Source organism: Segeticoccus sp. (genome assembly GCF_035708005.1).
The window spans coordinates 18,595-40,438 of sequence record NZ_DASSTI010000006.1 but is presented as its reverse complement, the minus strand read 5'-3'; the positions used below and the strand labels follow the sequence as shown (position 1 = coordinate 40,438).

General features: G+C 71.8%; 21 protein-coding genes. 7 read left to right on the top strand and 14 right to left on the bottom strand.

Features of this window, described 5'->3' with window-relative positions; all coding sequences use genetic code 11:
• Positions 1 to 631: 631 nt before the first annotated feature.
• The 4 genes from VFL99_RS00605 to VFL99_RS00590 are packed head-to-tail and all read left to right on the top strand — an operon-like array spanning position 632 to position 3,844.
• Positions 632 to 1,519, top strand: a complete 888-nt coding sequence (locus VFL99_RS00605; protein WP_325104374.1) for a chitinase — start codon at positions 632 to 634, stop codon at positions 1,517 to 1,519.
• 31 nt (positions 1,520 to 1,550) lie between these two features.
• Entirely contained in the window at positions 1,551 to 2,156 is a 606-nt protein-coding gene (locus VFL99_RS00600) for a helix-turn-helix domain-containing protein (RefSeq protein WP_325104373.1), read from the top strand.
• On the top strand, positions 2,149 to 2,886 hold the full coding sequence (locus tag VFL99_RS00595; RefSeq protein WP_325104372.1) for a B3/B4 domain-containing protein: 738 nt from the start codon (positions 2,149 to 2,151) through the stop codon (positions 2,884 to 2,886). The genes VFL99_RS00600 and VFL99_RS00595 overlap by 8 nt, the downstream gene beginning before the upstream one ends.
• Before the next feature lies 1 nt (position 2,887).
• Entirely contained in the window at positions 2,888 to 3,844 is a 957-nt protein-coding gene (locus VFL99_RS00590) for an EamA family transporter (RefSeq protein WP_325104371.1), read from the top strand.
• Here VFL99_RS00590 and VFL99_RS00585 read toward each other — a convergent pair.
• Both VFL99_RS00585 and VFL99_RS00580 read right to left on the bottom strand, forming a co-directional pair.
• A complete protein-coding gene (locus tag VFL99_RS00585) occupies positions 3,780 to 5,024 on the bottom strand; it encodes a pyridoxal phosphate-dependent aminotransferase (protein ID WP_325104370.1) in 1,245 nt (414 codons plus the stop codon). The genes VFL99_RS00590 and VFL99_RS00585 overlap by 65 nt on opposite strands.
• A complete protein-coding gene (locus tag VFL99_RS00580) occupies positions 5,025 to 6,467 on the bottom strand; it encodes an amino acid permease (protein WP_325104369.1) in 1,443 nt (480 codons plus the stop codon).
• 124 nt (positions 6,468 to 6,591) lie between these two features.
• Between VFL99_RS00580 and VFL99_RS00575 the strand changes: the two genes are divergently transcribed.
• The gene (locus VFL99_RS00575) at positions 6,592 to 7,758 is read left to right on the top strand and encodes a C45 family peptidase (RefSeq protein WP_325104368.1); all 1,167 of its coding nucleotides are present in this window, start codon (positions 6,592 to 6,594) and stop codon (positions 7,756 to 7,758) included.
• Here the strand turns inward: VFL99_RS00575 and VFL99_RS00570 are convergent.
• The 6 genes from VFL99_RS00570 to VFL99_RS00545 all read right to left on the bottom strand — a co-directional run bounded on the left by VFL99_RS00570 (position 7,746) and on the right by VFL99_RS00545 (position 12,591).
• Entirely contained in the window at positions 7,746 to 8,615 is an 870-nt protein-coding gene (locus tag VFL99_RS00570; RefSeq protein WP_325104367.1) for a MurR/RpiR family transcriptional regulator, read from the bottom strand. The genes VFL99_RS00575 and VFL99_RS00570 overlap by 13 nt on opposite strands.
• Before the next feature lie 168 nt (positions 8,616 to 8,783).
• Positions 8,784 to 8,987 carry a cold-shock protein gene (locus tag VFL99_RS00565; protein WP_325104366.1) on the bottom strand — a complete coding sequence of 68 codons (204 nt, stop codon included), beginning with the start codon at positions 8,985 to 8,987 and terminating at the stop codon, positions 8,784 to 8,786.
• Positions 8,988 to 9,255: 268 nt separating this feature from the next.
• Positions 9,256 to 9,522 (bottom strand): hypothetical protein, encoded by a 267-nt coding sequence (locus tag VFL99_RS00560; RefSeq protein ID WP_325104365.1) that lies wholly within the window; start codon positions 9,520 to 9,522, stop codon positions 9,256 to 9,258.
• 63 nt (positions 9,523 to 9,585) lie between these two features.
• Positions 9,586 to 10,470 (bottom strand): ABC transporter permease, encoded by an 885-nt coding sequence (locus tag VFL99_RS00555; protein ID WP_325104364.1) that lies wholly within the window; start codon positions 10,468 to 10,470, stop codon positions 9,586 to 9,588.
• Positions 10,457 to 11,392 (bottom strand): ABC transporter ATP-binding protein, encoded by a 936-nt coding sequence (locus tag VFL99_RS00550; RefSeq protein WP_325104363.1) that lies wholly within the window; start codon positions 11,390 to 11,392, stop codon positions 10,457 to 10,459. The genes VFL99_RS00555 and VFL99_RS00550 overlap by 14 nt, the downstream gene beginning before the upstream one ends.
• A complete protein-coding gene (locus VFL99_RS00545; RefSeq protein ID WP_325104362.1) occupies positions 11,389 to 12,591 on the bottom strand; it encodes a LolA family protein in 1,203 nt (400 codons plus the stop codon). The genes VFL99_RS00550 and VFL99_RS00545 overlap by 4 nt, the downstream gene beginning before the upstream one ends.
• An 80-nt stretch (positions 12,592 to 12,671) precedes the next feature.
• On the opposite strand from VFL99_RS00545, the gene VFL99_RS00540 reads away from it, so the two are divergent.
• Both VFL99_RS00540 and VFL99_RS00535 read left to right on the top strand, forming a co-directional pair.
• A complete protein-coding gene (locus VFL99_RS00540) occupies positions 12,672 to 13,328 on the top strand; it encodes a response regulator transcription factor (protein WP_325104361.1) in 657 nt (218 codons plus the stop codon).
• 38 nt (positions 13,329 to 13,366) lie between these two features.
• A complete protein-coding gene (locus VFL99_RS00535; RefSeq protein WP_325104360.1) occupies positions 13,367 to 14,737 on the top strand; it encodes a sensor histidine kinase in 1,371 nt (456 codons plus the stop codon).
• Positions 14,738 to 14,909: 172 nt separating this feature from the next.
• On the opposite strand, the gene VFL99_RS00530 is transcribed toward VFL99_RS00535, so the two are convergent.
• The 6 genes from VFL99_RS00530 to VFL99_RS00505 all read right to left on the bottom strand — a co-directional run bounded on the left by VFL99_RS00530 (position 14,910) and on the right by VFL99_RS00505 (position 21,707).
• Complete coding sequence (locus tag VFL99_RS00530) at positions 14,910 to 16,001, bottom strand: aspartate-semialdehyde dehydrogenase (RefSeq protein ID WP_325104359.1); 1,092 nt, start codon at positions 15,999 to 16,001, stop codon at positions 14,910 to 14,912.
• Entirely contained in the window at positions 15,998 to 17,296 is a 1,299-nt protein-coding gene (locus VFL99_RS00525; RefSeq protein ID WP_325104358.1) for an aspartate kinase, read from the bottom strand. The genes VFL99_RS00530 and VFL99_RS00525 overlap by 4 nt, the downstream gene beginning before the upstream one ends.
• 198 nt (positions 17,297 to 17,494) lie before the next feature.
• On the bottom strand, positions 17,495 to 18,121 hold the full coding sequence (locus VFL99_RS00520; RefSeq protein ID WP_325104357.1) for a DUF5063 domain-containing protein: 627 nt from the start codon (positions 18,119 to 18,121) through the stop codon (positions 17,495 to 17,497).
• The gene (gene recR, locus VFL99_RS00515; protein ID WP_325104356.1) at positions 18,114 to 18,713 is read right to left on the bottom strand and encodes a recombination mediator RecR; all 600 of its coding nucleotides are present in this window, start codon (positions 18,711 to 18,713) and stop codon (positions 18,114 to 18,116) included. The genes VFL99_RS00520 and recR overlap by 8 nt, the downstream gene beginning before the upstream one ends.
• A 10-nt stretch (positions 18,714 to 18,723) precedes the next feature.
• Positions 18,724 to 19,410 (bottom strand): lysophospholipid acyltransferase family protein, encoded by a 687-nt coding sequence (locus VFL99_RS00510; protein ID WP_325104355.1) that lies wholly within the window; start codon positions 19,408 to 19,410, stop codon positions 18,724 to 18,726.
• Positions 19,410 to 21,707, bottom strand: coding sequence for a DNA polymerase III subunit gamma and tau (locus tag VFL99_RS00505; RefSeq protein ID WP_325104354.1), 2,298 nt, complete (start codon positions 21,705 to 21,707; stop codon positions 19,410 to 19,412). Before VFL99_RS00505 ends, VFL99_RS00510 begins: the two co-directional genes overlap by 1 nt.
• Positions 21,708 to 21,844 lie beyond the last annotated feature (137 nt).

Below are 21,844 nucleotides of genomic sequence, written 5' to 3'. Positions count from 1 at the left end.
CAGTGGACTACTGTGCATGTTCCTGTACGTCCATCGCCACCCGATCGTGGAGGATGCGGACAACCTGGGCCGCGTCAAGGGCGCCCTCCGGGCGTCGCTGCGCGATCTGCGACCCTTGACCCGGCCCCGAACGTCCGCAGGCCGCTGGCTATCGGTTGGCGATGGACCTCCGTATGGTCGCCTCGCAGCTCGCCTCAGGAGTACAGCAGAAAAGTACAGCAGTACCGCTACCGGAAGTAGCCGTGAGAGCCAGCGCGGTGCCCTCCGACCGTGCTCAGCGCCGCCGGTTGCTACGCTTGCCCTTGGTTCGGGACGAAGAGGTCGCAGGTTCAAATCCTGTCACCCCGACCACGCAACTGCGGGTCACAGGGCGTCTTCCGCCTCGGCTCCGTGTGCCCGGGCCTGCCGGCACGCCCCGCACGCGACGGCTCTAGAGGGAGAGGCCCTCGTGGCGAAGAGATCCCAGGTCGCAGGCCAATGCAGAGTCCCGAGGGTTTTCGGCCCGATCCTCCTCGCACTCTCGTTGGTGCTGGCAGGCTGCACGGCCGGTTCCCCCTCCGGCGGGTCCGGACCGCAGCAGTCCAGTGCGTCCGCTTCAAAGCAGTCCCACGGCATCACGACGTCACCAGTCGTGGTCGCGCCGTACCTCTACCTCGACGGGAAGGACACGCCGAACCCGGTGGCGGTCATGGCGCGGACCGGGCTGCGCTGGTTCAGCCTCGCCTTCGTCCTCTCCGACGGCGGCTGCACACCGGTCTGGGACCGACAGACCGGTCTCGGGGGCCAGGCGGCGCACGTGGCAGCTCGGGTGCGCCGGGCCGGTGGCCGCGTCGTCGTCTCGATCGGCGGCGCCGACGGCCGCAAGCTCGGAGTGCACTGCCCTGACCCCCGTTCCCTGGCCGCCGCCTACCAGAAGGTGGTCGACACCTACCGCCTCACCGCGGTCGACATCGACGTCGAGAACGCCGAGCTGGAAGACGCCCGGGTTCAGGACCGGATCCTGCACGCGCTGGCCATCCTGGGCCGCGACAACGCCAACCTCACGATCAGCGTCACCCTGCCGGCGGACTCCGGCGGCCTCACCCGGCGCGGCACCCGCATGGTCCAGCGCGCACACGAGCTGGGCTCCCCGGTTGACGTCTGGGCGATCATGCCGTTCAACCTGGGTGCTGCCCATGCCAAGAGCGCCGACATGGGCCAGCTGGCCATCCGGGCTGCCGAACACGCCCGCGCCCAGCTCGCCTCCGTCTACCCGGGCAGGTCCGGCCGGGCGCTCGACCACATGCTGGGCATCGTCCTGATGAACGGGAGGACGGACACGGGCGAGCTGGTCACACCGCGAGACTTCCGGCTGGTTCGCGACTACGCCGAGCAGCACCACCTGGCGCGGTTGGCGTTCTGGTCGGTGAACCGGGATCGCGCCTGTGGGCGGTCCCGCAGCGCGAGCACCTGCAGTGGCATCGCGCAGCAGCCCTGGGAGTTCTCCCGCATCCTTCAGGGCGCGGCACGGCGAGGGTGATCCTGCACTCAGAGTGCACTATGCTGCACTGATGGACGAGACCACGGCAGCCCTCGCGGTGGCCATCGGCGCCCGCGTGAAGCAGGAACGACAGGCCCGCCGCTGGACCCTGGACCAGCTCGCCGACGCCGCGGGCGTGAGCCGCCGGATGCTGGTCAACGTCGAGCAGGGCGCGGCGAACCCCAGCGTGGGAACACTGCTGCGGGTCAGCGACGCCCTCGGCATCGGGCTGCCCGCGCTGGTGGAGTCCCCCACCCGCAAGCCGGTGCAGATCACCCGTCACGGCGAGGGTGCCGCCCTGTGGCGCAGCGAGGCCGGCGGGCGCGGTGTCCTGGTCGCCGGCACCGAACCACCGGATGTCGTCGAGCTCTGGGACTGGACCCTCGGCCCCGGCGACGAACACACGAGCGAGGCGCACACGGCCGGCACCAAGGAGCTGCTCCAGGTCCACCAGGGCTCCCTCGCTCTCGAGGTCGCGGACCAGCACGTCACGCTCGAGGCGGGCGACGCGGCGGCCTTCCCGGGCGAGGTGCCGCACTCCTACGCCAACCCCGGCACCACACCGGCCACCTTCACCCTGGCCGTGTTCGAGCCGGGAGTCGGATCAGGACACGGATCGGAGGCCCGTCATGGCTGAGCACCCCCTGCAGGAGGTCCTCGCCGGCGGCCACGTCGACGCCGCGGTGTTCGCGCTGCGCCCCGACTACCGCGCCCTGCTCCTCGCGGTCGACGGGATCGTCGCCGGCCCGAGCGACGCGGCGAGCGACGCCCTGCTCCGGACCGCCGAGGAGGCGGCTCGCGAAGCCCTGGCGGACCGCTCGGTGCCGGAGCTCCCGCACGTCGCGGCCTGGCGCGAGGCCTACCGCGCGTTCGGCGCCAAGCCGCAACGCACCCGCAACAGCCTCGAGTCGCTGCTGCGCCGCGCCGCGTCCGGCCTGCCCCGCGTGAACCGACTCACCGACCTCTACAACGCCGTCTCGGTGCGCCACCAGCTCCCGTTGGGTGGTGAGGACCTGACCCGGTATGCCGGTCCGCCGCGCCTCGTGCGCGCCACGGGCACGGAGCCGTTCGACACGGTCGCCGACGGCGGCACGGTGATCGAGCACCCCGACCCCGGCGAGGTGGTGTGGTGCGACGACGCGGGCGTCACCTGCCGGCGCTGGAACTGGCGCCAGGCGCGACGCACCCAGCTTCGCGACGACACCACCACGGCCCTGTTCATCCTCGACGCACTCGGGCCGCTGACCGACGAGGCCCTCCGTTCCGCCGCCGAGGACCTGGCCACCCATTTGACGCGGCTCGGCCCCGACGTCCACACCGCGCAGCGACTGATCACCGCCGATGCGGCCACCGAATCGGGTGGCTGACGTGCGCCCGCACGAGCGCCACTTCCCCGGGATGCCGCCGTGGGGAATGGCCGTCGGGGCCATGTTCTCGGTGCAGCTCGGCTCGGCCCTGTCGGTGCACCTGATCCCGAGCGTGGGCGAGGCAGGCACTGCCTGGCTCCGGCTCAGCATGGGCGCGCTCATCTTCCTGGCGGTGGCGCGCCCCCCGTTGCGCACCGTGCGGCGGCACGACCTCCCGACGTTGTTCGGTCTGGGCGTCACCACGGGCCTGCAGACCATCGCCTTCCTCGCCGCGATCGACCGCATCCCCCTCGGAACGGCCGTCGCCATCGAGTTCCTCGGACCGCTGACCGTGGCAGCCGTCCGCAGCCACAGCGCGCGAGCGCTCACCTGGCCCGCACTGGCGCTGACCGGCGTCGTCCTGCTCACCCAGCCGTGGCACGGGCACCCGCGGCCGGCCGGCCTGGGCTTCGCCGCGCTGGCGGCGCTCGGGTGGGCCACCTACATCCTGCTCACCCGCCGGATCGGTGACCGTTTCAGCGGGATCGGTGGCCTCACCCTCACGGTCCCGATCAGCGCCGCGACAGCCGCGGTCTTCGGCATACCGCAAGCGGCGGGGCACCTCACCGTCGGCATCGTTGCCGCCGCGGCGGGACTGGCCCTCCTGTTGCCGGTCCTGCCGTTCACCTTCGAGCTGCTCGCCCTGCGGCACCTGACGCCCACCGCATTCGGCACGTTGATGGCGCTCGAGCCGGCCTTCGGCCTCCTCCTCGGGCTGCTGGTGCTGCACCAGATGCCCTCACCCGTGCAGCTGCTCGGCATCCTGCTGGTCGTGGTGGCAGGAGGTGCCGCGCAACGAGGCGGCCGGCGCCACCCGCCGAGCGGCACCGAGCCCGAGCCCTGCCCCCTCGGGATCACCCCAGAGCGGCCAACGCCGAGCGAAGCTGCGCCAGCGCCGCGGCAATCCACGGCAGGCTGACCGGGTCCTCGCTGCGGAGCGCCTCCCAGCGCTCCTGCTCGGTCTGCCCGTACAGCAACGAGGTCGCCACGCGGAAGCGGTATGCCGTGAGCTCGTCGCCGAAGTGCCCCCCGGCGAGCACCGCGACGCCGTGGCGGTCGAGGAGCAGGTCGGCGAAGTCCTGCCCGGTGGCGATACCGCGTGGTTCCAGGACCGGGCGCAGGTGCGTCAGGTCGGGGTAGAGGTAGAACGCGGCATCGGGCTCACGGCAGGCGGCCCCGGCCTCCCGGAACGCCGCGAACACGGCGCGGGAGACGGTGGCGTGCAGCCGGCGGCTGGCGGCGACGTGGGACACCACCTCCGGCGGCTCCTGCAGGACGTAGGCGGCGGCGTCCTGCATCGGCATCGCCAGGCTCGACCAGATCTCGCTGGCCACCCCGATCAGGTTCTCGGCCAAGCGCTCACCGAGCTCTCCGTCGGGCAGCCGGGTGAACCCGATGCGCCAGCCGCCCAGGGCCATGCTCTTGCTGAGTCCGCTGGTGACCACGGTCCGCTCGGGCAGCAGGGAGGCTGGGCTCAGGTGGTCGGCGCCGTCGTGGACCAGGTCGCGGTAGATCTCGTCGGAGAGCACCACCAGGTCGTGCCGGTCGGCGATCTCGCAGACCTGCTTGACCAGGTCGGCGCCGGCGGAGGTGCCGGTCGGGTTGTCCGGCAGGGTCAGCACGAGGATGCGTGGGTCGGCCCCTTCCCGCCTGGCCTGCTCCAGGGCTGGCTCGAGTCGCTCCGGGTCCGGCACCCCACCAGCGTGCGCGGGGATGGGGACGCTGACGACCCGCTTGCCCGTCAGGGCGGCCTGCGCGGCATACGTCACCCACGACGGCGCGGGCAGCACCAGGTCTCCGGGCACCGAGGCGAGCACGCCGTAGAGCAGGGCCTTGCTGCCGGGTGCGAACATGACCTGCCCGGCGTCGGTGGGCAGGCCGCGGCGGGTGAAGTAGCCGGCCGCGGCCTCGCGGGCCGGCAACGTGCCGACGACCGGCCCGTACGCGTTCTCGGCGGCGCTGCGCCGTAGGGCCTCGGTCACCGACGGCAGCACCGGCAGCCCCGCCTCCCCGAAGCCGAGGTGGACGACCTGCTCCCCCTGCTGCCGACGGGCAGCGATCTTCTCGTTGATCGCGAGAGTCGCGGAGTGCTTGATCACTTACTTCTCCTGAACCTGCGGCGAGAGGGAGGTGGGCTTCGGCGCCGCCGCACGCACCGGTGCCGCAGAGGCAGCGCCCAACCGGCGCTGACGGACCAGGCCCGCGCCGACGGCGACGGCGGTCACGAGCAGCGTGAGCACCAGCGAACGTCGGCTGTCGGCGTTGATGCCCATGCCGACGATGATGGCGAGCAGGACCACACCGACCACTCCGGTGAGGTACGGGAAGGCCCACATCTTGAACGTCAGGGCCTCCGGACGCTCTCGCTCGAGCCGACGACGGCCGCGCAGCTGGGTGACCACGATGCACAGGTAGACGACGACGGCCACGGCACCGGAGGACTCGAGCAGGAAGGTGAAGACCGCCTCGGTGGGGATGAAGTAGTTCGCGACCACCGTCAGGAGCCCGATGCTGGAGGCGAGCAGCACCGCCCACACCGGCACGCCGTGGGCGTTCGTCCGGGACAACACACGCGGGCCCTCGCCGCGGCTGGCCAAGGAGTAGACCATGCGGGACGAGGCGTAGATGCCTGAATTCAGGCACGACAGCACGGCGGTCAGCACCACCACGTCCATGACGCCGGCCGCGCCGGGGATCCCCAGCCGGTCGAGGACCGCGACGTAGGGGCTCTGCGTGATCTCGGTGTCGTTCCAGGGCAGCAGTGTCAGGACCACGAGCATGGAGCCGATGTAGAACACCAGGATTCGCCAGACGACGCTGTTCATCCCCCGGCGTACCGACTGCACGGGATCCAGCGCCTCGCCGGCGGCGATGGTGACCACCTCGGTGCCGAAGAAGGAGAAGAAGACGACCAGCGTGGCCAGGAGCACGGCCATGCCGCCCTGCGGGAGGAAGCCACCGTGCTGAGTCAGGTTGGACAGCCCGGGCGAGGAGAACCCGGGGACCAGTCCGAGCACGGCCGCGATCCCGAGCGCGATGAAGGCGACGATCGCCACCACCTTGATGAGGGCGAACCAGAACTCGAACTCGCCGTAGGAGCTGACCCGGATGAGGTTCACCCCCATGAGCACCGCCATGAAGACCAACGCGGCAAGCCAGGACGGGACCGCGGGGAGCACCTGGTGGGCGATGGCGGCGCCGGCGATGGCCTCGAACCCCACGGTGATGCACCACTGGTAGGCATACAGCCACCCGACCGACAGCCCGGCCCACGGGCCCAGCTCCCGGCTCGCATAGCTGGAGAAGGAACCGGTCTCCGGCTGCGCGACGGCCATCTCGCCCAGCATGCGCATGACGAGGACCACGATGAGCCCCACGCCGATGTAGGAGATCAGGACGCCGGGCCCGGCTTGCCCGATCGCCTTGCCGCTGCCGACGAACAGACCGGCGCCGATGACCCCGCCGATGGCGATCATGGTCATCTGACGGTTGCCGAGCCCGCTGGAGAGGCGGTTTGCTCCCGCGTGATCGTTGTGCGCCATGCTTCCTCCTGGAGTCTTGAGCCCGGCGCTGCACGCAACGCCAGTTGCGTTGCATCTTGACGACGCAACTGCCCTGTCGTCAAGATGCAAGGGCCTACACATCTGACGACGGAACGGCGGAGGCATGGGAGTCACGGTCAACGACCACGAGCTGGGCGGCCTACGCTGGCTCCGCCTCGCCGGGCCACGGCGGGAGCTGTTCCGGGCCCTGGGAGAGGTGGCGGCCGAGGAGATCCACGACGTGCTGCACGGGCTCCCGGAGGCCACTGCGCTCGGCGACTTCGCGCGCAGCGGCCACGGGCGCGGCGTCGTGGACCGTGTCGTCCACACGACTCGGCGGCTCTGCCCCCGCGAGTGGCAGGAGGCCCTCGACCTCGCCGACGGAGCGGGATTCGATCCGGAGGCGCTGCTGCTCGCGAACCTGCGTGGCGACCTCGGCGGGGACGACGGCGTGGGGTGCTCGGACCTTGGGTGGCGCGGCGAGCGCGGGTTCATCGCGCACAACGAGGACGGGGCCCCGGCCCTCGACGGGCGCTTCCTGCTGCTGACGCTGGCCGTGGACGACGAGCCGGCCGTGACGGCGCAGTGGTACCCCGGATTCCTGCCGAGCAATGCCTTCACCCTCACCGAGGGCGGCCTGGCGTGGGGGATCAACCACATCCAGGTCGCCCGCCCGGGACCCGGGGCCGGACGCCACTTCGTCGCCCGTGCCCTGCAGCACCAGCGCGGCCTCGACGGAGCGATCGAGTTCCTGCGGAGCTGCCCGAGCGCAGGCGGCTTCGCCTACACGATCGCGGACCTGCACAGCGGGCGCGTGGCCGCGGTGGAGGCTGCCGCCGGCAGGGTTGCGGTCACCGAGGCGGACGGCGAGCACCGCCGGCTCATCTGGCACACCAACCACCTGCGGCAGTTGGAGCTGGGTGCCGAGGACCGGGCCAGCGTGCTCCCGGACGATGGCTCCACCGGCACCAGCAGCACGGAGCGCGGGGTCCGCAGTCTCGGTCAGCGGGAGGAGAGCGAGGCCCGCGGCTGCGTTCTGGACCAGCTGGTCCCCCCAGTCGCCGGCCCCGACACCGGCTGGTTCCTCGACGTCCTGGCCGGACAGGAGATGCCGCAGGGTGTCTTCCGCTCGGCTCGCGGCGAGGACCCGCTGATGACCCTGTGCTCCGCGGTTGTGGACGTGGACGCGGCGCGGGTCACCCTCAAGCCGCGGGGCCGGGAACCGGTGACCCTCCCGACGAAGGACCTCCTGTCGGCCGAGCCACGCCACGGCGCTGCTCAGAGCGCGTAGACCCCGAAGGCCTCGAGCAGCCGTTCGTCGTGCAGCAACTCGTCCCGGCTGCGGGTGCCGTTCCGCAGGGCCACCCCCGTGGCGAGCGCCTGCACGAGGGTGATGAACGCAGTGACCGAGCGCAGGATCGTGACTCCCTCGCAGTCCGCGGTGAAGGTGACATCGGCCAGCCGGGCCAGGGGAGACGCCTCGTTGTCGGTGAAGGCGATGGTGTGCAGTCCCCGTCGCCGGGCCTCCTCGAAAGCGCGCACAGTGTCCGCGGTGTAGCGGTGGATGGACACCGCTGCGAACACCTCGCCCGCGCGCAGGTCACGCAGTTCGTCGACCAGGGCGCCGGCCACCGGCGACACGAGGTGAACCCCAGGGCGAACCATCCGCAGCAGGTAGGCCATGAGCTCAGCGACGGACAGGCACTTGCGCAGGCCCATGACGTGGACGCTCTCCGCGGTCGCGAGCAGCTCGACGGCCTGCTCCCACTGCTCAGGAGGGATACGGGTGATCGTCCTGGTCAGGTTCTGCCGTTCGTGCTCCAGCGTCGCGGCGAGCAGGTCCTCCTGCCGCGACTGCTCCTCCGCGCGACCGAAGCGGGACACCAGTTGTGCCTGACCGGTCAGGTGCTCCCGGCACAGCCCCACGAGCGCCGGATAGCCACTCAGCCCGAACAACGAGGCGAACCGCACGACGGAGGACTGGTGCACCCCGGCACGCTTCGCGGTGTCGCTGATGGTGCGCAGTGCGGTACCGTCCGGATCGGTCAGCAGCAGTTGCGCGATCCGCTGCTGGCCCGGCGCCAACCGGTCCAGACGGGCCTGGATGGCTGCGCGCAGCTCGTCATACGACTGGGGACCTGTCGTCACGGACGCCTCCTCCTCCAGGCTGGTGCACGCAACTCTACTTGCACACTGGAGGGGCGAATTGCGCATGGGGAGCACCGCGGGGGACGACCGGCCGGAGACCACGAACGCCCCCGGCTCGAGGAGCCGGGGGCGTCGTGAGTGGGCTCGGTGAGCCCGGGAGGTTTGCGCTCAGAGAGGGCGCACGTTCTCGGCCTGCGGGCCCTTCTGGCCCTGCGTGACGTCGAACTCGACGCGCTGCGCCTCGTCGAGGGAGCGGTAGCCGGTGCTGTTGATGGCGGAGTAGTGGACGAAGACGTCAGCTCCGCCACCGTCCTGCTCGATGAAGCCGAAGCCCTTCTCCGCGTTGAACCACTTCACGGTGCCTTGCGCCATGGGGATAACTCTCAATCTGTGTAGCCGGTCCGGGGGCACAGGTCGTGCGCCCCGATAAAGCTGCGGCTCGACTCCCCACAACGACGGGACATGCCCGTACCCAAGAAAAAAGCCCGCACTGAGGGCGGGCGCTCTTTCGACCTGCGAGAAACTGCAACTGCAACTACAGAGCAGCCTAGCACGATCCGGTCGGCCTCCGACCACCACCGTTCGCGACCACCAGACGCGACCACCGAACGCCGTGCACCGGCCACCCGGCGCCCGACGGTCAGGCGCGCTCGTCCTCCCCCGAGTCCCCCTCGCGCCAGTCCTCGTCGTCGAGGTCGTCACCGACCTCCTCGCTGTCGAGGTCCTCCAGCGGCCCCAGCGAGTCGGTGCGGGACGTGTCGTCGTCCAGCGCGCGCAGCTGGACGTCGTGGTCGTCGCCCTCGCCCCACTCCTCGGGCGCCTGGTCGGCCCGGATCATCTCCTCGAGGTCCTCCTCGACGGATGCCCCCGCGGTCAGGTCCCGAGCGGTCCTGTCGCTGTTGCTCACGGCCACCACCTCGCTGTCGAGACGTCCACCGTCAGGTCGTCGGCACTCTCGATGCTAACGAGTTCAGGAGGTGATGTCCTTCCCGGAGAACCTCGCCCAGGCGGCCAGCCAGAACACCAGCAGGTATGCCGCCGCGACGCCGGCTCCGTGCAGCGGCCCACCCCACGAGATGGGCGCCCGCAGCAGGTCCCCGAAGGTGGTCCACCAGTGGGTCGGCAGGTACGGGTGCATCCACGCGACCTGTGGGATCGAGTCGATGATGAAGCTCAGCACGTTGAGGATGATGATCGCGATCGCGGCACCGATCGGCTGCTCGGTGAGCGTGGAGATGAACAGCCCGATCGCCCCGAGCGAGGTCAGGCACCACGCGAGGTAGACCACGGCGAGGAACACCCGCCACATCGCCTGCCCCATGCCGATCTGCGTGCCGGACAGCAGCGTCAGCTGGCCGCCACCGAAGAGGGCGACGCCGATGATCCCGCCGACCACCGCGACCAGCAGCGTCGCGACGAAGGCGAAGATCGCGATCGCCGCCATCTTGTGGGCCAGCAGCCGGGTGCGGTGGACCGGGATGGTCAGCAGGTAGCGCAGCGTGCCCATGTTGGCCTCGCCAGCCACGGAGTCGCCGGCGATCACCGAGACGGCGAGGGGCAGGAAGAGGGGCAGCTCGATCGTCAGCGCGGCGAGCGCCACGAACAGGCCGTTGGAGGTGATCGACCCGAAGAAGTCGGGCGCCCCGCTCTGCGGCTGGGACAGCGTCGTCTTCACCGCCACCGCGATGAGGATCGGCACCGCGGCGAGGACCGCGAGGCCGGCGAGGTTGCGGCGCCGCCCGAAGATCAGCCCGAGCTCGGAGCGCAGCAGCCGCAGACCGGCTCCCGGGTGCGCACGCCGGACCGGCACCGCCGCCGAGGGCCGCTCCACCGCGGAGCGCTCAGCCACTGACATCGAAACCCTCCCCTGTCAGGCCGACGAACAGGTCCTCCAGGCTGGGCCGTTCGACGACGAACCCGAGCACGGGGACCCCGTCGGCGACCAGCGCCGGGACCACCTTCTCCACCTCAACTGTCCCGAGCGCACCGAGGACATCGCCGCGGGCGACCGTCACGTCGGTGATGCCCAGCCCGCTCAGGACCGCCGCGGCCTCCCGCGGCCGGTCGGTGCTGACCCGCACCCGCGCCTCGGCGCCGCCGCGCACCTCGGCCACCGGTCCCTGCGCGACCAGCTTGCCGATGTGCATGACCCCGACGTGGCTGCAGACCTGCTCCACCTCGGACAGCAGGTGGCTGGAGACCAGCACCGTCGTGCCGTCCCCGGCCAGGTCGCCGATGAGGTGACGAACCTCTCGAGTCCCCTGTGGGTCGAGGCCATTCGTCGGCTCGTCCAGCACGAGCAGCTCCCGCGGCATGAGTAGCGCGGCCGCGATCGCGAGCCGCTGGCGCATGCCGAGGGAGTAGGCGCGGTAGTGCTTGCGTGCCGCGGCCGCCAGCCCGACCCGCTCCAGCGCCGCGCCGATCCGGGCACGCGAGGTGCGCGGATCGGCATACCGGTCCGCGGCGTCCAGCCGCTCCAGGTTGTCCCACCCGGACAGGTACGGATGGAAGGCGGGCCCCTCGACGAGGGCACCCACCCGCGGCAGGACGTGCCCGGCATACCGGGGGATCTCCCGGCCGAGCAGCTCCCGCGACCCCGACGTGGGCTGGACCAGCCCGAGCAGCATCCGGATCGTGGTCGTCTTGCCCGAGCCGTTCGGCCCGAGGAACCCGTAGACCGCGCCGCGCGGCACGGCGAGGTCGATCGCGTCCACCGCCACCTGGTGCCGGAAGCGCTTCGTCAGGCCCCCGGTGGCGACCGCGAGGGAGTCGTTCACTTCGCGAGCGCGCTGTAGATCGCCTGCGGCGTCACGGCTCCGACCGCCACCCGGCCGTCGTTGGTCAGGACCACGGTGAACAGCCGGCTGGTGAGGATCCGGCCGGAGCCCCAGCTGCCGGAGACCTTCGGCAGGTGTCGCAGGACCTCACCGAGCTGGCCGCCCTGCTGGCCCATCTTCGCCTGCGAGCCCTTCGGCAGGTGGCCGACCAGCACGCTGTCCCAGGCCTTCCCGACGACCTTGAGGCCGTGCGCGCCCATGCCCTGCATCCCGTGACGCATCGCCGACATCCCCGGCGCCCCCTGCTGCGCGCCGTGCTCCGTGCCGGGGGCGTGCTGCCAGCCCAGGTGCTGGCCCGGTCCGCCGAGGTCCTTGGTGGTGACCTTCGTGCCCGGTGGCGGGTTGAACGCGAACTGCGCCGCGTCCGGCTTGCTGAAGCTGACCGAGCTGAAGCCCACCTCGAAGGCGGGCGTGCTGCCCTTGGTCGCATAGACCTGCACCCGCAGCGGCACGTGGGTCTTGCCGTCGATGGCGATGCGCACCTGCGAGACGAGGGACTGGTTGCTCTTCGGCTTGAGCACGAGCTCGTATGCCGCGCGCCCGGCAACCGTCGCCGTCCCGCTGGTCGTCACCGCGGTGGAGGGGTTGAGCCCCTTGAGCGCCTGGCGGGCGGCCTGCTGCGGCGAGGTCGGCAGCTCGCTCGGTGTCGGGTTCGCCTGCTGCTTGCCCTCGGCGCCCTTGGCCGGCAGCACGTAGTGCGCCGCGGTGCGGTCCTTGCTGGACCAGACCCACACGTTGCGCCCGTTGCGGATGACGTCCGACTCCCCCAAGGTGCCGAGCAGCGCCATCCGTGCCTTGGTCGGGCCGGCGAACCAGACCCGCATCGTGTGCGTCCCCGAGATGAGCGAGGTCAAATCGGAGCTGCCGCCCCCACCGGACCCGCCCGGGCCGCCCGCGCCACCGGCCAGCGCCGACAGGTCGGGCAGGCCGAGGTCGGCCTTCTGCACCACGGTTCCGGACAGCCCGGTGACGTGCGCCTTCTGCACGTCGACGAGCAGCTGGGCGGCGCTGCGGTGCGGCAGCCCGGTGTCGGCCGAGGCCGTCATCGCGCCGACCGCGGACCCGCCACCGACGACCACGACGGCGGCCGTGGCGGGAACGGCCCACCGGAGGGAGGGGTGCTCACTGAAGACTGGCATGGGGACAGCGTGCCCCCGGGTGACTGAGAGGACGCTGAGGGCTCCCCCGGTCCCGGCGCCGGACGTGTCAGGCTGGCCCCGTGCGGCTGCTCGTGGTGGAGGACGAGGCCCGGCTCGGCGCTGCCCTCAAGCGTGGTCTGGCGGCGGAGGGATTCGCCGTCGACGTCGTGACCGACGGCCGCGCCGGGCTGGAGTATGCCCGCCACGGCGACTACGACGCGGTGGTCCTGGACATCATGTTGCCGTTCGTCTCCGGCTACACGATCGTGCGGACCCTCCGCGAGGAGGGCAACTGGGTGCCGGTGCTCATGCTGACGGCCAAGGACGGCGAGCACGACGAGGCCGACGCCCTCGACTACGGTGCCGACGACTACCTGACCAAGCCGTTCTCCTACGTCGTGCTGCTGGCGCGGCTGCGGGCGCTGCTACGCCGCGGGGCGCCCGAGCGGCCGGCCGTCCTCGAGGTCGGCGACCTCCGCCTCGACCCGGCCAACCGGGAGGTCACCCGCGGGGGCGAGCCGGTGCCGCTGACGCCGCGGGAGTTCACCGTGCTGGAGTACCTCGTGCGCAACCCCACCCGCGTCGTCAGCAAGACCGAGCTGCTCGACCACGTGTGGGACGCGGCCGAGGAAACCGACCCCAACGCGGTGGAGGTCTATGTCGGCTACCTGCGCCGCAAGCTCGGTCGCGAGGTGATCCGGACCGTGCGCGGCGTCGGCTACCGGCTCGGGTCCTGACGAGGCGGCATGGGTCGGCACGAGGGAGTGGACCGGCGGTGAGCCTGCGGATCCGGTTGCTGCTGCTCGGCCTCACCGGCGTCGCGGTGGCCCTCGCGGTCGGGGCGGTCGCCCTCTACGGCGCCCTCACCCTGGCGGTGCACCACACCCTCGACGACAACGCCCGCACCACGGCGACCGACGTCGTGCAGCTCATCCGGGAGAACGGCCCGGTCGACCCGCTGCCGGTCTCGGGCGCCCAGATCGTGCAGGTCGTCGACAGCCGGGGGCGCGTGGTCACCGCGTCGGCCAACGCCGACCGGCTCATCCCGGTGCTGCGCCCCGCCGAGCGCAAGGCCGCCCGTGCCGGGCACACGGAGACCGTGCCCGGCAGCCGCACCGGGCTCAGTGGGCCGCTCCGGGTCGTCGGGGAGCCGCTCGGCTCGCGAACGGTGCTGGTCGCGGTGCCGGTGGGTGACGTCCAGAACGCCCAGCACGTGCTGCGCAACTCGCTGCTGGTGACCTATCCGGTGCTGCTGGTGGTCCTCGCCCTCATCGCGTGGTGGCTCATCGGGCGCACCCTGCACCCGGTGGAGTCCTTGCGCTCCGGTGCCGAGCGGATCAGCGGGCAGAACCGCGACGAGCGCCTCCCCGTGCCGCACAGCGCCGACGAGATCCACGACCTCGCCGTCACGCTGAACGACATGCTCGACCGGCTGGCCACCACCCGCGCCCGCCAGCAGCAGTTCGTCGCGGACGCCGCCCACGAGCTGCGCAGCCCGCTCGCCAGCATGCGCACCCAGCTCGAGGTCGCCCAGCACCTCGGCGAGGGCGGCGAGCTGCCCGCGGAGCTGCTCCAGGACGTCGCCCGGCTGACCGCCCTCGTGGACGACCTGCTCGTGCTCGCGCGCCTCGACGCGGTCGAACGTCCCCACGCCGCTCCCGAGTCGTTCGACCTGCGGGCGCTCGTCACCGACCTCCTCAGCCGGTATGCCGGAGCACGCGTCCCCGTGTCCCTCACCCCGGGTGCCCCGACCTATGTCCGGGCGGACCCCGAGGAGGTGCGCCGGATCGTGACCAACCTTCTCGACAACGCCGTCCGGCACGCGAACAGCGGTGTGGCCGTGGCGATCTCGGTGGCGGGGCACCTGGGCGAGGTCACCGTCAGCGACGACGGTCCCGGCATACCGCCGGAGGAGCGGGAGCGGGTGTTCGAGCGCTTTGCGCGGTTGGACGACGCCCGCTCCCGCGACGCCGGAGGGACCGGGTTGGGACTGGCGATCGCCCGCGAGCTGGCGCGCCGCTCCGGTGGTGACGTGTCGCTGGACGGCGAGCCGGCCGAGGGCTCGGTGGTGAGCTCAGGGGAGGGTGCAGGCGGTGGCGCGGCCGGGACGGCCGGGCTGGTCGCGACGGTCCGCCTCCCCCGCTGACGCCGATCTAGGGACTCTCCCGCCAATCTCGGGACTCTCCCACGAATCTCGGGACTCTCCCGCCAATCTCGGGAGAATGCAGCGGATCTCGGGACTTCGCGAGGCGCGAAGTCCCGAGATCCGCTGGTAAGTCCCGAGATGCGGGGGCAAGCCCCGAGATCGGGGAGGCGGGTCAGCCCTCGGTGAGCTCCTTGGCGACCAGCTCGGCGATCTGGGCCGTGTTCAGGGCGGCACCCTTGCGCAGGTTGTCGCCGCAGATGAACAGCTCGAGCGTATTCGGGAAGTCCAGTGCCTGGCGCACCCGACCGACGAAGGTCGGGTCAGAGCCCACGACGTCCGCCGGCGTCGGCCACTCGCCGGACTCCGGGTCGTCGAGCACGACCACGCTGGGCGCCTCGACCATCGCGCGGCGGGCCTCCTCGACCGTGACCGGCTTCTCGAAGGTGGCGTGGACCGCCAGGGAGTGGGTGGTCACCACCGGCACGCGCACGCAGGTCGCTGACACCTTCAGGTCGGGGATGCCGAGGATCTTGCGGGACTCGTTGCGGACCTTGAGCTCCTCGGAACTCCACCCCTCGTCCTTCAGCGACCCGGCCCACGGCACCACGTTGAAGGCGATCGGCGCCGGGAAGGGCGAGTCCTCCCCCAGCTTGTCGTTGATCAGCGCTCGCACGTCACCGGTGTGCTGTCCGACCTCGCGGTTGCCCGCGAGGACCTCGATCTCGTCGTAGAGCCGGTCCACGCCGGGCTTCCCCGAGCCGGAGACGGCCTGGTAGGAGGCGACGACGAGCTCGGTGAGCTCCCAGCCGGCGTGCAGCGCGCCGAGCGCGTCCATCATCGTCAGCGTCGTGCAGTTGGGGTTGCTGATGATGCCCTTGGGCCGGTTGCGCACCTGAGCGGGGTTGACCTCCGGCACCACGAGCGGCACGTCGGGATCCATCCGGAAGGCGCCGGAGTTGTCGACGACGACCACCCCCCGCTCGGCGGCGATCGGGCCCCACTCCTTGGACACCTCGTCCGGGACGTCGAACATCGCGACGTCGACGCCGTCGAACACCTCCGGTGCGAGCTCCTGCACCACGACGTCCTCGCCGCGCACCTGCAGCACCTTGCCGGCGGAACGGGCCGACGCGACCAGGCGGATCTCCCCCCAGACGTCCTCGCGCTGGCTGAGGATCTGGAGCATGACGGTGCCCACGGCACCCGTCGCCCCCACCACCGCCAGGGTCGGCTTGTGGATCTCTGCTGCGTCCTGTCGACTCATCGTCCGGTCCCTCCGTAGACCACGGCCTCACCCTCGCTGGAGTCGAGGCCGAACGCCGTGTGCACGGCTCGTACTGCGTCATCGAGCTGGTCGTCGCGGGTCACCACCGAGATGCGGATCTCGGACGTCGAGATCATCTCGATGTTGACGCCGGCGTCGGCCAGCGACTGGAAGAGCGTGGCGCTCACGCCCGGGTGGCTCTTCATGCCCGCACCGATCAGCGACAGCTTGCCGATCTGGTCGTCATACAACAGGTGCGAGAAGCCGAGCCGCTCCTGCACGCGCTTCAGGGCCTGGACCGCCTTCTGGCCGTCCACCTGCGGCAGGGTGAAGGAGATGTCGGTCAGACCCGTCTCCACCGCGGAGACGTTCTGCACGATCATGTCGACGTTGACCTCCGCCTCGGAGACGATCTGGAAGATCGCAGCTGCCGCCCCGGGCAGGTCGGGCACGCCGACCACGGTCACCTTCGCCTGGCTGCGGTCGTGGGCGACCCCGACGATCAACGGTTCTTCCACTTCGGCTCCTTCAGCTCCGTCTCGGGTGGCCGCTTCGTACGCGTCCTGGGGCAGCACCCACGTGCCCTCCTGGTAGGAGAACGAGGAACGCACGTGGATCGGCACGTCGAAGCGGCGGGCGTACTCCACGCACCGCAGCATCAGCACCTTCGCACCGCTGGCGGCCATCTCGAGCATCTCCTCGCTCGAGATCCGGTCGACCTTGCGGGCGGCCGGGACGATCCGCGGGTCGGCGGTGAACACGCCGTCGACGTCGGTGTAGATCTCGCACACGTCGGCCTTGAGCGCGGCTGCGAGCGCCACCGCGGTGGTGTCGGAACCGCCGCGGCCCAGCGTGGTGATGTCCTTGCTGTCCTGGCTGACGCCCTGGAAGCCGGCGACGATCGTGATGTCGCCACCGTCCAGTGCGTCCTGGATCCGCCCCGGCGTCACGTCGATGATCCGCGCCTTGCCGTGCGTGGAGTCGGTGATCACGCCGGCCTGCGACCCGGTGAATGAGCGGGCCCGGTCACCGAGGTTGGCGATCGCCATGCTCACCAGCGCCATCGACATGCGCTCACCGGCCGTGAGCAGCATGTCGAGCTCGCGGGCGGGCGGCAGCGGGCTGACCTGCTCGGCCAGGTCGAGCAGCTCGTCGGTCGTGTCGCCCATGGCGGACACGACGACGCACACGCGGTTGCCGGCCTTGCGGGTCTCGACGATGCGGCGCGCCACCCGCTTGATGCTCTCGGCGTCGGCGAGGGAGGACCCCCCATATTTCTGGACGACAAGACTCACGTGGTTGCTCCGGGGCCGACGACAGCGGGATTCGCAGTCTATCGGCGTCCGCCCCTCGGACTGCAGCCGCCCGTATGCCGAAACAGCCTCGTCCCGCTCCCTCGCCCCGCTCGCCCTGCTGGCTCTGCTCGCCTTGTTGCTGGTGGTTCGGGACTCGCGAGTCGCCAAGCACCAGCAACGAGCCGGCTGAGGGGCCGGTCAGGGGTGCAGTGCGTCGAACTCGGCGTCCGCCACGGTCTCCTCGTCGGCATCGAGGCGCAGGTGGGACAGCACTCCCTGGAGCAGCCGCAGGGCGCTGGCGGCCCGCTCTCCCCAGGACGACAGGTAACTGAACTGCCACCACCAGAGCGCCTCGGTGACCTGCCCGGCGTCGTAGTGCCGCAGCCCGTGGCCGAGGCCCTCGCAGATCATCGAGACGTCGTTGGAGACCGACCCGCGGGTGACCTCCAGGGAGGTGACCGGGTCGACGAGGTCGGCGTAGTCGTCGATGCCCTCGAACAGGTTCGCCAGGCCCTGGCGCACCGGGTCGAGGTCGGGGTCCGGGCCGGAGTCGGGCTCGTAGCGCTCCGCCGGGACGATGTCGGTGATCGCACCGAGCCGGGCGCCGGTCACCAGCACCTGCGACAGCGCGAGCAGCAGCAAAGGGATGGCGCTCTCCGGCGCCGACCCCGAGGCCACCTCCCGCACGGTCGAGACGAAGGTCCGCGCCTCCCGGGCGGTCTCCTCGGCGAGGAGCCGCAGGTCGGCAGAGGCGCCGGTCTCGTGCGTGGTCCCGTCACCGGTGGCGCCATCCGGCGTCACCGTGGGGTCCCAGGTGTCAGACATCGATCAGCCTCCTTCCCTCGAACGCCCGGCCGAGGGTGACCTCGTCGGCGTACTCCAGGTCGCCGCCGACCGGCAGGCCGGAGGCCAGACGGGTCACCCGCAACCCCAGCGGACGCAGCAGCCGCGCAAGGTAGGTCGCGGTCGCCTCGCCCTCGAGGTTCGGGTCCGTCGCGATGATGATCTCGGTGATCTCCCCGTCGGACAAGCGGGTCATCAGCTCCTTCACCCGCAGGTCGTCCGGGCCCACCCCCTCGATCGGGCTGATCGCGCCGCCGAGCACGTGGTAGCGGCCGCGGAACTCCCGGGTCTTCTCGATCGCGACGACGTCCTTGGGCTCCTCCACCACGCACACGATCGAGGGGTCCCGGCGCGGGTCCTGGCAGATGCGGCACAGCTCGGCCTCGGCCACGTTGCCGCACACGTCGCAGAAGCGGACCCTGGCCTTGACCTCCGAGAGCGCGTCGACGAGCCGCTTGACGTCGGCCGGGTCGGCCTGCAGCAGGTGGAAGGCGATGCGCTGGGCACTCTTGGGCCCCACGCCCGGCAGCCGGCCGAGCTCGTCGATCAGGTCCTGGACCACGCCCTCATACACAAGGACGACCCTAAGCCTCCGTGGCCCCCGGTGGATGCTTGGGCCGCTCGTTGTAGACGCCCGCCAACTCCTGCCCCGACAGGGCGTGTACGGCGTCCATCACCTCGTCGGTGAGCACCCGCCGCGCGCGCCCCATCGGCATGCCGTCGAACCGGCCGCCGACCTGGATCGGCTCCCCGAACTGCACGCTCACCTTGCGAACGCGGGGGATGCGGGTGCCCACCGGCTGGATGTCCTGGGTGCCGGCAAGGGCCGCCGGGACGATCGGGCAACCCGCCTTGAGGGCCAGCCAGGCGACCCCGGTCTTGCCCCGGTAGAGCCGGCCGTCGCGGGACCGGGTGCCCTCGGGGTAGATGCCGAACGCCTTGCCGTCCTGCAGCGCGTCGTAGGCGATGTCCAGCGAGGCCTGGGCCGCCCGGTGGTCGTCGCGTTCCACCGGGATCATGCCGATCGACTCGAACCACCACCGGCTGAGCGCCCCCCGGACGCCGCTGCCGGTGAAGTACTCGGCCTTGGCGAGGAAGGCGACCTGACGGGGCGCGACGAGGATGATGGTGATGCTGTCGATGAAGGACAGGTGGTTGCTGGCGATGATCACCGGCCCCTCGGCGGGGATGTGCTCCTTGCCGGTCACCGTCGGACGCCAGATGGCACGCGCCAGGGGGCGGAGGACGAAGCGGCTCAGGTGGTAGAGCACTACTGGTCCCGTTCCTCGATGACGGTTCCCCCGAGCACGCTCTCGATCACCGGCTGCCCGACGGCGCCGGCCTCCTCGATGTCCTCGTCGTCGGCGCTGGCGTCGCCGTCGGAGGGGACCGACCGCAGGTGGCGCGCGGCGGGGTCCGGCCGCTCGCTGCGCTCCGGCCGAGCCGGCCCGGCCGAAGCGGAGCCGCTGGCCGTGGCCCAGTCCGGGGGCGGTGCGGCGGAGGCGTTCCAGCCCTCGCCACCGGGGTCCGTCCGGCCGATCGACGACGGCGCGACCCCGAGGTCCTCCGGACGGGTCGCCCCCGACGGCCGTCCGCCGGGGCTGGATTCCGCGGGACCGGGACGCCGAGGCGATCGCGACGGGGCGTCCGGGTGGCTCCCGCCGCCCGGATCGCTCGGCGAGCCGGCAGCCGGGGCTGGAGGTGGTGGTGGACCGGCCGACGGATGCCCGCCCTGGCCCCCGAGGCGGTCCTCCGGGGTGCTCGGGCGTCCCTCGACCGTGGCGTCCACGCCGAGCACCTCGACGAGCGCCTGCCGGATCACCTCGGCGTGGTTGCGGCCGCGGAAGGCGTTGGCGATGCCCAGGGTGCTGATGCCCAGCAGCAGGCGTCGGCCGTCGTAGTCGAGCACCGTGGCGTTCTCGGACACCAGGGACCAGGTGACCCGCGAGATCTTGCTGACGCGCTGCAGCACATCGGGCCAGGACCGGCGGATGGCCTCGGTGTCGATGCCACCGGGGGTGACCGGGTGGGCGGCTCGCGCGCTCTCGGTGTCTGCCACCGCTGCTGGCGGCACGGCGGGCTCGGGCGGCCCGGACACGGGCTCGGTCGGCGCGGACGCGGGGTCGGGCGTGGCTGGTTCAGGCCCGGGGCGCTCGGGCTGGCGCGCCGGGGCGTGGGTGGGGGCCGACGAGGCCGGACGCTCCGGTGGGGGTGGCGCAGCGGCGGGCTGCTGGGGGCCCGACGGCGCGGGGCGCCCGGGGGACCCGGCGGGGGGCTCGGGGGACGCGGCGGGGCGCTCGTCCGGCCGGTCCGCGGGCGGCTCGGGCGCCTCCGGTGGCTGGAACCGCGGCGCGGGGCCGGCCTGCTCGACCGGCTGGGTCCGCCCGGCGGCGGGGGGCCGCAGCGAGCCCATGTCGAGGCGACGTTCGAGGCGGTCGAGGCGCGCGGCATACCCACCCTCGCCGGAAGCGGCCGGCAACAGCACGCGCGCGCAGATCAACTCGAGCTGCAGCCGGGGCGCGGTCGCGCCGGTCATCTCGGTGAGACCGGCGTTGACGATGTCCGCCGCCCGCGACAGGGTGCCCGCGCCCATGGACGCCGCCTGCTGGCGCATCCGCTCGAGCTGGTCCTCGGGCAGGGTGCGCAGCACGGAGGCGGCGCCGTCGGGCACCGCGGCGATGATGATGAGGTCGCGCAACCGCTCGAGGAGGTCCTCGACGAACCGGCGGGGGTCGTGGCCGGACTCGATGACGCGGTCGACCTGACGGAAGACCGCACCGGCGTCACCGGCGGCGATCCCCTCGACCGTCGCGTCGAGCAGCTCTCCGTCGGTGAAGCCGAGCAGCGCGGCCGCGCCGTGGTAGGTCAGCCCCTCCGGCCCCGAGCCGGCGATGAGCTGGTCGAGCACCGACAGCGAGTCGCGGACCGAGCCGCCGCCGGCACGCACGACGAAGGACAGGACGCCCGGCTCGATGGCGACCCCCTCGGCCTCGCAGAGCTGCTCCATGTAGGTGGTCAGGCGCTGCGGCGGGACCAGCCGGAACGGGTAGTGGTGGGTCCGCGAGCGGATGGTGCCGATCACCTTGTCCGGCTCGGTCGTCGCGAACACGAACTTCACGTGCTCCGGCGGCTCCTCGACGATCTTCAGCAGCGCGTTGAAGCCCTGCGGCGTCACCATGTGCGCCTCGTCGATGATGTAGACCTTGTAGCGCGACTGCGCCGGGCCGTAGGACGCGCGTTCGCGCAGGTCGCGGGCGTCGTCGACACCGCCGTGGCTGGCGGCGTCGATCTCGATGACGTCCACGCTGCCGGGGCCGCCCCGGGCGAGGGCCACGCAGGACGCGCACGTGCCGCACGGCTCCGGCGTCGGGCCCTGCTCGCAGTTGAGGCAACGGGCGAGGATCCGCGCGCTGGTGGTCTTGCCGCAGCCGCGGGGGCCGCTGAACAGGTAGGCGTGTCCGATCCGCCCCGACCGCAGTGCCTGCATGAGCGGCTCGGTGACGTGCTCCTGGCCGATGACGTCCGCGAACGTCTCCGGCCGGTAGCGGCGGTACAGGGCGGTGGTCACGCCATGACATTAGTAGGCCGAGCGGACACGGTGGCAGGCCCTGTGGGCGACGACAGTGTGAGGAAACGAGCGCAGCGAGGCCCGGAGCACCGAGGAGCCCGCAGCAGAGAGACCCTGTGGGCGACGACGGTGTGAGG

Excerpts from the sequence above, each read along its gene's own strand:
- VFL99_RS00575 (WP_325104368.1), top strand. The coding sequence starts at position 6,592 with ATGGGAGTCACGGTCAACGACCACGAGCTGGGCGGCCTACGCTGGCTC.
- VFL99_RS00555 (WP_325104364.1), bottom strand. The coding sequence starts at position 10,470 with ATGTCAGTGGCTGAGCGCTCCGCGGTGGAGCGGCCCTCGGCGGCGGTG.
- VFL99_RS00595 (WP_325104372.1), top strand. The coding sequence starts at position 2,149 with ATGGCTGAGCACCCCCTGCAGGAGGTCCTCGCCGGCGGCCACGTCGAC.
- VFL99_RS00600 (WP_325104373.1), top strand. The coding sequence starts at position 1,551 with ATGGACGAGACCACGGCAGCCCTCGCGGTGGCCATCGGCGCCCGCGTG.
- VFL99_RS00545 (WP_325104362.1), bottom strand. The coding sequence starts at position 12,591 with ATGCCAGTCTTCAGTGAGCACCCCTCCCTCCGGTGGGCCGTTCCCGCC.
- VFL99_RS00530 (WP_325104359.1), bottom strand. The coding sequence starts at position 16,001 with ATGAGTCGACAGGACGCAGCAGAGATCCACAAGCCGACCCTGGCGGTG.
- VFL99_RS00580 (WP_325104369.1), bottom strand. The coding sequence starts at position 6,467 with ATGGCGCACAACGATCACGCGGGAGCAAACCGCCTCTCCAGCGGGCTC.
- VFL99_RS00565 (WP_325104366.1), bottom strand. The coding sequence starts at position 8,987 with ATGGCGCAAGGCACCGTGAAGTGGTTCAACGCGGAGAAGGGCTTCGGC.
- VFL99_RS00520 (WP_325104357.1), bottom strand. The coding sequence starts at position 18,121 with ATGTCTGACACCTGGGACCCCACGGTGACGCCGGATGGCGCCACCGGT.